8 protein-coding genes are annotated in these 8,672 nt (G+C 66.3%); 1 reads left to right on the top strand and 7 read right to left on the bottom strand.

Annotation, left to right across the window (positions count from 1 at the left end; translation table 11 throughout):
* Positions 1-180: 180 nt before the first annotated feature.
* From SX243_23930 to SX243_23905, 6 genes are all read right to left on the bottom strand, one after another.
* A complete protein-coding gene (locus SX243_23930; protein MDY7096036.1) occupies positions 181-1,689 on the bottom strand; it encodes a TolC family protein in 1,509 nt (502 codons plus the stop codon).
* Positions 1,686-4,814 carry an efflux RND transporter permease subunit gene (locus SX243_23925; GenBank protein ID MDY7096035.1) on the bottom strand — a complete coding sequence of 1,043 codons (3,129 nt, stop codon included), beginning with the start codon at positions 4,812-4,814 and terminating at the stop codon, positions 1,686-1,688. Before SX243_23925 ends, SX243_23930 begins: the two co-directional genes overlap by 4 nt.
* A gap of 3 nt (positions 4,815-4,817) precedes the next feature.
* On the bottom strand, positions 4,818-6,029 hold the full coding sequence (locus SX243_23920) for an efflux RND transporter periplasmic adaptor subunit (GenBank protein MDY7096034.1): 1,212 nt from the start codon (positions 6,027-6,029) through the stop codon (positions 4,818-4,820).
* A gap of 171 nt (positions 6,030-6,200) precedes the next feature.
* Entirely contained in the window at positions 6,201-6,692 is a 492-nt protein-coding gene (locus SX243_23915; GenBank protein MDY7096033.1) for a MarR family transcriptional regulator, read from the bottom strand.
* 260 nt (positions 6,693-6,952) lie between these two features.
* Positions 6,953-7,285 (bottom strand): hypothetical protein, encoded by a 333-nt coding sequence (locus SX243_23910; protein MDY7096032.1) that lies wholly within the window; start codon positions 7,283-7,285, stop codon positions 6,953-6,955.
* Positions 7,286-7,387: 102 nt separating this feature from the next.
* Entirely contained in the window at positions 7,388-7,660 is a 273-nt protein-coding gene (locus SX243_23905) for a hypothetical protein (protein ID MDY7096031.1), read from the bottom strand.
* A gap of 203 nt (positions 7,661-7,863) precedes the next feature.
* Between SX243_23905 and SX243_23900 the strand changes: the two genes are divergently transcribed.
* Positions 7,864-8,355 (top strand): hypothetical protein, encoded by a 492-nt coding sequence (locus tag SX243_23900; GenBank protein MDY7096030.1) that lies wholly within the window; start codon positions 7,864-7,866, stop codon positions 8,353-8,355.
* Between the two features lie 49 nt (positions 8,356-8,404).
* Here SX243_23900 and SX243_23895 read toward each other — a convergent pair.
* Positions 8,405-8,672: haloalkane dehalogenase (locus SX243_23895; protein ID MDY7096029.1), on the bottom strand; the 268-nt coding region annotated here is incomplete at its 5' end.

Genomic DNA, 8,672 nt, shown 5'->3' with positions numbered 1-8,672 from the left:
GCCTGGTGCACGTCCGACCCCAGGCCGATGCCGTTTGCGAGTGTCCGGCCTGTGCCAGTCGGCAGGATCCAGGATGCTTCGGCAGCTGGCTCGATCCAAAAGACTGAAGACCGGACCGAGCCAGCCGCCGAAGCTTTGTTATTGAAGGGATTGATCAGGTCCGCGGCTGTGAGGGCAGGGTCAGCGGGCGCTGCTATCAGCATCTTCAGCCGCTGCGTTCACCACCACCCCACCCCCCTGCGCCGCCACTAGTTCCGCCCGGGCCACCGCGGCGGAGTAGAGGGCCTGGGCGTAGTTGGAGCGGGCGCGGGTGACGGCTAGCTCGGCGTCGTTGAGCTCGACCTGGGTGGAGAGGCCGTTGCGGTAGCGGACGCCGGCGATCTCCAGGGCCCGTTCGGCGCGGCGGACGTTGGATTGGGAGGCTTCCACCGATTGGTTGGCGGCGCGCAGGGCGAGGACGGCCTGGCGGACTTCCAGCCGGGCGTCTTCGGTGAGCTGTTGGAGCAGTAGCTGCTCCGTGTCCCGGCGCGCTTCGGCGGCGACCACCCGGCCGGCCCGGGCGCCGCTTTCGAACAGCGGCCAGGTGAGGCTGAGGGTGGCGTTCCAGGAGTTGGTGAACTCGTTGTCGCCGGGGAAGGCGTCGGTGGTGGAGGCGTTGCGGCGGTAGGCGGATTCGAAATCCAGGGTGGGGAAGTTCGAGCGCTCCGCCGCGACGGTGCGGGCCTCCGCGGCCTCCGCCCGCAGGCGTTGGGCTTCGAGATCGGCGCGCTGGCCCAGGGCCTCGGCCACCGCGGCGTCGATGGCCGGTATCGGGGGCAGGGTCTCGGAGAAGCCATCCACCAGCTCCAGGGGAGTACCGGCGGGGATGCCGGTGATGCGGCGCAGCTCTTCGAGGGCCAGGGCGAGGTCGTTCTCCGCCTGGATCAGCTCCGGACGGATGTTGTCCACCTCCACCTGGGCGGTGAGCAGATCGAACTCCGCCGCCGTACCGGCGTCGAAGAATTCCTGTACCTGGGTCAGGCGTTGGCGGGCTTGCTCCAGGGCTTGGGTCTGCACCGTTTGCAGCTCCCGGGCCAGCAGGGCCTGATAGTAGGCCCGGCGGGCGGCGAGGGCGACGGCGGTTTCGGCGTCCTCGAGAGAGGCCCGGGCGGAGCTGATGTCCAGCTGGGCAGAGCGCCGGGCAGGAGCGTAGCGCAAGTCCAGAACCTTCTGGCTCAGGGTCACGCCGGCGTCGATGTCGTAATCGCTACCGATGGTGATGCGTTGGACGCCGCCCCCCTCGGTGTCGAGGAAGAGCACCGGCTTTTCGATGTTGTAGACGTAGTCGGCGTCGGCGCTCAGCTGGGGCAGGGCCTGGGAGGTGACCTGGCGGAGCTCGCCCCCGAGGCGGGCTTGCTCGGCGCGGGCCAGGAGTACCGCTTCATTGCTTTCCAAAGCCCGGCGCACGGCGTCCTCGAGGCCCAGCTCCAGGCCTTCGGGGGAGCCGGAGACCGGCTGCCAGCGGGGCTGGAGCGGGGTCTCTCCGGTGGGCGGTGCCTCCTGGGCGCTGGTTTCTTCCTGAGCGTGGGCCGAGGCCAGCGGCAGGACTAGAACCAGGACTGGGAGCAGCAGCATTGCGACCAGAATCGAGCTCGCGGAGCCCTTCCGGCGAAGAGCCTGAAAACGCTGGGGGTGGATCGGGAGACTCATCGGGAACCCTCCGCGGCCTCGGCCGTTTCTAACCGGCCTTCGCCGCTATGGTCATCCGAGGACTTACCCCGGATCTTCGAGAAAAGCGATTGGGTGCCGGCCAGCAGATCGTCCAATAGGGTGTAGAAGACCGGCACGATGTACAGGGTCAGCGCCGTGGAGGCGATCATGCCGCCGACCACCGCCACGCCCAGCGGGCGGCGGGACTCGGCGCCGGCGCCCAGGGCCAAGGCGATGGGCAAGACGCCGAAGATGAGGGCCACGGAGGTCATCAGAATCGGCCGCAGCCGCACCGCGCCGGCCCGCACCACGGCGTCGAAGCGGGACTCTCCGCGTTCGCGCAGGGTGTTGGTGTAGTCCACCAGCAGGATCGAGTTCTTGGTCACCAAGCCCATCAACATGATGATGCCGATGAAACTGTAGATGTTGAGGGTCATGCCCATGATCCCCAGGGAGATCACGGCGCCGAAGAGCGCCAGGGGCAGTGCCAGCATGATGGTGAAGGGGTGGACGAAGCTCTCGAACTGTCCGGCGAGGACCAGGTAGATGGCGAGCACCGCCATGCCCAGGGAGAAGAGCAGGCTGCTCAGGGATTCCTCGAAGTCCTCCGACTCACCGGCGACGGCGGTGGTGAAGCCCGAGGGCAGCACCTCCTCCGCCAGCTGGCGCACCCGCGCCAGGCCTTCGCCCAGGGGAATGCCGTCGAGGTTGGAGTCGAGGATCACCGAGCGGGCACGGTTGTAGTGGTTGATCTGGCTGGGGCCGACGCCCTCGGCGACCCGCACCAGGCTGGAGAGCTTGACCAGCTGATCGTTCTCGCCGCGCACGTAGACCTCGCCGATTTGCCGCGGCGTGTTGCGGTAGTCATCCTCCAGCTGGACGATGACGTCGTAGCGCTCGTTGCCCTTTTTGTAGCGGGTGACGTCCTGGCCGCCGAAGAGCACCTGCAGGGTGCTCGCCACGTCCTCGACGCTGACCCCCAGGGAGGCGGCGCGCTGGCGGTCGATGCTCACCCGCAACTCGGGCTTGGAGAGCTCCAGGTCGGTGTCGACGCCGGTGAGGCCGGGGATCTCCCGAGCTCGCTCCACCATCGTTTGGGAGACCTCCGCCATCTGATCCAGGTCGCTGCCTTGGAGTACGAACTGCAGCGGTTTGTTGAAGCCGCCGGTGTTGAGGGACGACGGGGCGATGATGAAGGCGTCGACGCCGGGGAAGTTGCCGAGCTTGCCGCGCAGCTCTCCCATGATCTCGAACTGCCCGCGCTCTCGCTCGTCGTCCAGCTGGGTGAAGATGATGGCCTGGCTGACCTTCGCCGGTCCGCCGATGGCCAGGCCGACGGCGGAGAAGTAGCGGTCCACTCCCTCGGTCTCGGCGAAGGCCTGCTCGATCTTGCGCAGGTAACCGTCGGTGTACTCGAGGGTCGAGCCCTCGGGGGCGTTGATGATGGTGAGGAAGCCCCCGCGATCCTCCGGCGGAACGAATTCGGTCCCCAGAGAGCCCGCCACCAGCACCGTGGCGCCGAGGACCACGATGCCCACCAGCACCACCAACCAGCGGGTGCGGAGGGACCAGGCGAGGCTCCGGCGGTAGATGGAAGTGATGCCCTCAAGGAAGCTTTCGACGGCGTTGAAGAAGCGCCCGTGGCCACCGCCGACGCGGAGGAAGCGGGAGCTGAGCATGGGGGTGAGGGTGAGGGCGACGAAGGCGGAGATGACCACCGACACCGCCACCGCGACGCCGAACTCCCGGAACAGGCGGCCCACCACGCCGGAGACCAGCGCGATGGGCAGGAAGACGATGACCAAGGTCACCGAGATGGCGAGCACCGCGAAGGCGATCTCGCCGGTGCCCTTGCGCGCCGCCTCCCGAGGCGATTCGCCCTCCTCCATGTGCCGGTAGATGTTCTCCAACACCACGATGGCGTCGTCCACCACGATGCCGATGGCCAGCGTCAGGGCGAGCAAGGTCAGCGTGTTGATGGAGAAGCCGAGGACATACATGGCGGCGAAGGTGCCGACGATGGACACCGGAATGGCCGCCGCTGGAATCAGGGTGGCGGTGCCGCTGCGCAGGAAGAGGAAGATCACCACCACCACCAGCAGGAAGGCGATGAGGAGGGTTTCTTCCACCTCGGTGAGGGAGCTCTCGATGAAGGTGGCGTCGTTGACCGCCAGGTAGAGGGTGAAGCCCGGGGGAAGATCCGCACGGATGCGATCCACTTCCTCCAGCACCGCGTCCGCCACCGCCACGGTGTTGGCGTCGCTCTGCTTGATCACGCCCAAGCCCACGGTGGGTTGGCTGTTGAAGCGCGCCAGGGTGCGCTCGTCCTCGACCCCGGCCTCGGCGTAGCCGATCTCCGACAGGCGAATGGGGGAGCCGTTGCGCCACGCCACGATGAGGGTGTTGAAGGCCTCCGGCGTTGCCAGCTCACCTTCGGTCTGAATGGTGAACTCGCGGCTTCGGCTCTCCACCCGGCCGGACGGCAGCTCGACGTTGCCCTCGGCGAGGGCGCGGGAGACGTCCGCCACGGTGAGGTCGTAGGCGGCCATTCGCTGGGGGTCGAGGCGTACCCGCACCGCGAAGCGCTTTTCGCCGCCGAAGATCACCGAGCCGACGCCGGGGATGCGCTGCAGGCGCTCCTTGACCACGTTGTCGGCGACTTCGTTGATGTCGGTCATCTCGAGCTCGGGGTTGCTCAAGGAGAGCCAGATGATGGGAGAAGCCTCGGGATCGAGCTTCTCCACCGCCGGCTCGTCGACGTCCGTGGGCAGCTCGCCGCGCACGCGGCTGATCTTGTCCCGGACGTCCTGGAGGGCGACGTCGATGTCGCGGCTGAGCTCGAACTCGGCGGTGATGATGCTGGTCTGCTCACCGCTGACGGAGGTCAGGGTCTTGATGCCCTCGATGGTGTTGATCTCCTCCTCGAGGACCTCCGTGACCTCCGTCTCCACCACCTCCGGGCTGGCGCCGGGGAGAACGGTGGTGACGCTGACGATGGGGTAGTCGATATTGGGCAGCTCGCGCACCGGCAGGTTGCGGTAGCCGATCCAGCCCAGGAGCAGGATAGCGGCGGTGACCACCGTGGTGAGCACCGGCCGCCGGATGGCCAGGTTGGGTAGAAACATGGCTCAGGCCCCCTGCTCGGCGGTGCCAGTACCAGTACCAGTGCCGGAGCTGGCGGGCGCATCCGAGCTGGTGCCCGAATCGCTGCCCGTGTTGGTAGGAGCCACCGAGGCTCCGTCCTGGAGCCGCTGCTGGCCCGCCACCACCACCGTTTGGCCTTCCTCCAGCCCGCTCACCACCTGCACCCGGCCGGGCTCGCGCTCGCCGAGCTGTACGGAGCGGCGAACGGCCTTGCCGTTCTCCACGAGGAAGACGAAATTCTCGCCCTCGCGGGAGACGATGGCCGCCTCCGGCACCAGCAACGCGTCGGGGATGGTCTGGAGCACCAACTGGACGTCCGCGAATTGCCCCGCCCGCAGGGTGCCTTCGGGGTTGGGTACCTCGGCCTTGAGGGTGACGGTGCGGTTCACCGGATCCACCCGCGGGCTGACGAAGACGACGGTGCCCTCGTAGCGCTGGTCGGGCATGTTGCGCACTCGCACGGAGACCGAGCTGCCGACGTCGAGGCGGCCGATGAACTGCTCCGGCACGGTGAACTCCACCTTCAGCGGATCCGCGTCCACCAGGGTGAAGAGGGTGGTGTTGCCCATGTCCACGAAGTCGCCGAGATAGACCTCCTTGGTGTCCACCCGACCGCTGAAGGGGGCGCGGATGACCGTCTTGTCCTGCCGCCGCTGGGCGACGTTGAAGTTGGCCTGAGCCTCCTCGGCGCGGGCCTGGGCGGCCTCGGTGCTGCTCTCGATGTCGTCGAAGGTTTGTTGGGAGATAGCGCCGGTGTCCAGCAGCCCGCGGTTGCGCTCGAGCTGCAGCTCGAGGTTCGAGGACTCGGTGCGGGCACGGCTCAGCGCTGCCGCCGCGGCCTCCGACTGGGCACGGATCTCGGAATCCTCCAACTGCACCAGAACCTGCCCCTTGCGGACCTCCTGGCCCTCGGTGACGGCGATGCGGCTGACCACGCCGGAGGTTTCCGGGCGGATGTCGACGATGGAGTCGGCCTCCAGGGTGCCGACGGCGTCGAGGCGCACCAGCAAGGTGTCCACCTCGGTGGAGCCGACCTCCACGGGGACGGTGCGGGGGCCTTGTTGCTGGCCCGCGGGGGTGGCTTCACCGGAGCCGCAGGCGCCGGCGAGCAACAGCAGCAGCGCCAGACCGGACAAGGTCAAGCCTTGCAGGGCCAGCCGACGCGCGGAATGAGCGATATGAGAAGCCTGAGGCATGGGGATTCTCCTGAGAAGTTGGGCCTGAGAAAACAAAATCGGTCCGTGGTTACGGGAAGGCTGAAGTCTTTGGGTGCCGGAAGGTCCCCGGCGCGTTTCGAAACGTCATGGTGAGGGCTGATTCGAGCTCGGCGCCGCTAGCTCGCCGAGGGAATCTCGAGGCTCAAAGGCCTAAAAGCCCAGCTTGCGCAGATGTTCCACTGACCGCTGTAGGAAGCTCATGAACTGCTTCCCCTCGGTCTCGTCGAAGGCGCCCAAGATCTGCCGGTTGATCTCGATGGCTTCCTGCGCCGCTTCGCACACCATCCGTTTGCCGCCGTCGGTGAGCTCGAGGCTGGTCCGCCGCCGGTCCACCGGGTGAGTGCCCCGGCGGAGCAGGTCTTTCTGTTCCAACCGGTCCAGGAAGCGGGTCACCGCCGAGCTATTCATCTCCAGCTCCTGGGCGATGCTCGCCGGTGTCTGATCTCCTCGCCCGGTGGTCTTGAGCACCGCCCATTCCTGGGGCGTCAGGTGCAGCGGCGCCAGCCGGCGCTGGAAGTCCCGCTCCATGGTGCGATACAGCCGGTGGAGCCAATACCCCGGGCTTTCCTCCAGGCGATAGCCGCCGGGAGCTTCCGGATCCAGCTCCTGCACCGGTGTGAGTTCGTTGGGGGTGTCGTTCATGGTCTATGTCATGGGCCTCGCGCCGATTTTCGGCGGAGGGTGAGTTCGTTCTACGGAAGACTCGGTCATATGTTTGACCTCATCTATGTTTGACATAGTCAACTATCTGGTTGGGGTTGTCAAGGGGGTGTCCGGTAAAGAACAAAGGCCTCCTGCTCCGAAGAGAGGAGGCCTGGTCGATCGGCTGACTATGAGGGGCCGGCTATGACGGACTGGCTTCGTCCGGAGCAGCTGGCGTCAGATGTACGATTCCTGGCCGATCAGCAGCCGAAGGAGCACTGGAAGTACTGCGTCTGGCACGGGTTGGGGAAGTTGTCGCAGATTCCCGGAGTCGCTGCGCAGCATGCATCGCGCTGCTGGAAGCATTGCTCGATGCATTCCTCGGTGGATCCCAGAAGCACTACGTCACCGACGGGGTTCGTGAAATTCGGAGCCACGGCCGAGGCCTGAGTTGACCCTTCGAGGCAGGAGCTGCTCTCAACGAGCTGCGCCTCCGGCAGGTCGACCAGCTGGGGTGCTTCGGCGGCGGACAGGCCCGCAGCGCAGAGGAGCGCGAGACCGGTGATCCAGAGAGCGCGGTGGAACGTCTTCATGAGGTCCTCCTTACAGGAATTGGATAATGCAGCAATATAATAGCATCTAAGGATTTGCCGAGATTCTGATTCCCGGGGCTGCTGCCCAGTAGAGCCCGCTGCTCAGCGACTGAGGTTGATGGAGCTCAAACAGCCGTCGTTGGTCACGAACTCCGCTGCCTGGCGGTCCCGATACAGCCATTCGAGCACCGGCAGATCCGCCAGCTGGGCGCCGCAGCCGCGGATGCTGACGTTGCGGTTCTGGTAGAAGAGCTGCAGGCTGCGAATCTCGCCGTCGGCGGCGATGCTCACCCCCGTGAGGCCGGCGAAATAGGACTGCTGGCCGCTGGAAGAGTCCTGCCCGGTCGCCGTGGTCGTGGCGGGCCGGACCGGCACTTGTGGGGCTTGATCTGGGTGTTGACGCGTGGCTTCACCGGTTGGGTCTGAGCCACCAGCATCCCCGCGGCGCCCAGGGCGACGGCGGCGACGAAAAGTCTTGATGTTATAATTTCGAAGACTTCAAAAATTTAACGGGTCAACGAGCTCAGTAACCCCCACCCAGGGCACCCCGGCTTGCTGTGCTCCGCAAGGAGGTCAGCATGTTGATCGTCATTACCCGAGACCAGAACATCATGGATTGGGCCAACTCGTCGGAGTCGAAATCCGCCGCGTGGGCACCGGTCAAGCAACTCTCGGCGGGCACCCAATCCGAGGCCAACTCACAGCTTCAGCGCTATCTGAGCTTGGTCAAGTCCAGCGAGCCGTTGTGTATCACCGGACACGGGAACGATGAGGAAGTCGGGGACGAAGGCTCCAACCCTGCGGATTGGACCTGGACCCACGACGAGCTCGCCCAGCAGTTGGGAGCGGGCCTGGTTGGCGGCTACAAGGGGCCGATTCTGATGGAAGTTTGTGCCGAGTCGGTCACCGACTTTGCCGCCCACCTGGTCCTCTCGCTTCAAAACCGCCGGGTGCTCAACGGAGTGTGGGTCTACGGCTACAACAAGAGCGTGTCCGTGACCCACCCCTTCCCGGACCCGTCGAAGTTGGATTCGAATGCCGAGCTCTACGGCAAGCAAGTGCTGTACTGATCGACCGGGGACGAGGTCGCTCCCCACGAGGGCCTCATCCCCTTGTCCACTATCTCCCCGCCACCCGCCGAATCGCCGCCGCCAGCTCGTCCGGAACCTCTTCCTGCAGGAAGTGGCCGGCGTCGGTGAGGGTGACGGGGGCGTTGGGGAAGGCTTCGCGGTGGCGGCGGAGGGCGCGGCCTAGGATGGGGTCTTTTTGGCCCCAGACCAGCTCCAGCGGGAGGTCGGCTTCGCGTAGCCAGGCTTCGGTCTTTTGCATCACCGCCAGGGTCGGGTGGTCCGGGGAGTTGGGGACCATGCGGGCGAGAGCCAGGGGG

Source organism: Acidobacteriota bacterium, from assembly GCA_034211275.1.
In the GTDB taxonomy this organism is placed as follows: Bacteria; Acidobacteriota; Thermoanaerobaculia; order Multivoradales; family JAHZIX01; genus JAGQSE01.
Note: the sequence above shows the minus strand (reverse complement) of the source record. Positions and strands in the feature narration are given on the sequence as shown.

Coding starts and splice junctions, on each gene's coding strand:
- SX243_23915 (MDY7096033.1), bottom strand. CDS start 6,692: ATGAACGACACCCCCAACGAACTCACACCGGTGCAGGAGCTGGATCCG.
- SX243_23930 (MDY7096036.1), bottom strand. CDS start 1,689: ATGAGTCTCCCGATCCACCCCCAGCGTTTTCAGGCTCTTCGCCGGAAG.
- SX243_23910 (MDY7096032.1), bottom strand. CDS start 7,285: ATGAAGACGTTCCACCGCGCTCTCTGGATCACCGGTCTCGCGCTCCTC.
- SX243_23920 (MDY7096034.1), bottom strand. CDS start 6,029: ATGCCTCAGGCTTCTCATATCGCTCATTCCGCGCGTCGGCTGGCCCTG.
- SX243_23925 (MDY7096035.1), bottom strand. CDS start 4,814: ATGTTTCTACCCAACCTGGCCATCCGGCGGCCGGTGCTCACCACGGTG.
- SX243_23900 (MDY7096030.1), top strand. CDS start 7,864: ATGTTGATCGTCATTACCCGAGACCAGAACATCATGGATTGGGCCAAC.